Genomic DNA, 589 nt, shown 5'->3' with positions numbered 1-589 from the left:
AGAAGCCGCCGTACAGAAAAATCGACTCTCCACGAAACCCTTGATACACACTTGGCTCAATGCGGAACTGGACAGGTGATTCCGGAGTGACTGTCAATTTGCGTTGATAGTCTCTCCAGTTCTGTGCGCCGGGTCCGCCCTGAAGGTCACTGCGCACATAAATTTCAATGGCGTTATTGGTTCGCAAGTTCGAGACCTTCGGAACAGTAAGAATCAGGCCATTTGGATACTTATCAATCTCCAGCTGGCCATTCGATACGCCCTCGATGGAAATCTGCCCGGTTTGAACCAGTGGCAAAACGAAGTCGACGAACAGAGACGGCGAAGTCAAAGCTTCTCCGTTTCTTGTGATTACATAGAAGATTTCGACCCTTTTTCCTTCGAGCTCAAGTGCTTCAGCGTCGGAAAAAGGAAAACGCAAATCGGTGAATTCTTCGACTGTCTGAGAGGGTAACCGGAAGCTTTCTCCGCTGGCCTCAAGCACCTGCCCTTGCACCCGCACTTGATCGCCGATCTGAAAGTCCTGATTGTTTACAGACACCTGATAAAAACAGCGAATTAAAACAAAAAAAATCGGGGGGGCGCCCCC

1 protein-coding gene is annotated in these 589 nt (G+C 49.6%); it reads right to left on the bottom strand.

From position 1 onward, the window contains the following. On the bottom strand, positions 1 to 589 hold a 589-nt coding region (locus HT737_RS30475; RefSeq protein ID WP_182404677.1), incomplete at both ends, for a hypothetical protein.

The sequence above is a fragment of the Pseudomonas sp. MD195_PC81_125 genome (assembly GCF_014060985.1).
In the GTDB taxonomy this organism is placed as follows: Bacteria; Pseudomonadota; Gammaproteobacteria; order Pseudomonadales; family Pseudomonadaceae; genus Aquipseudomonas; species Aquipseudomonas parakoreensis.
This window is presented reverse-complemented; position numbering and strand designations above follow the sequence as displayed.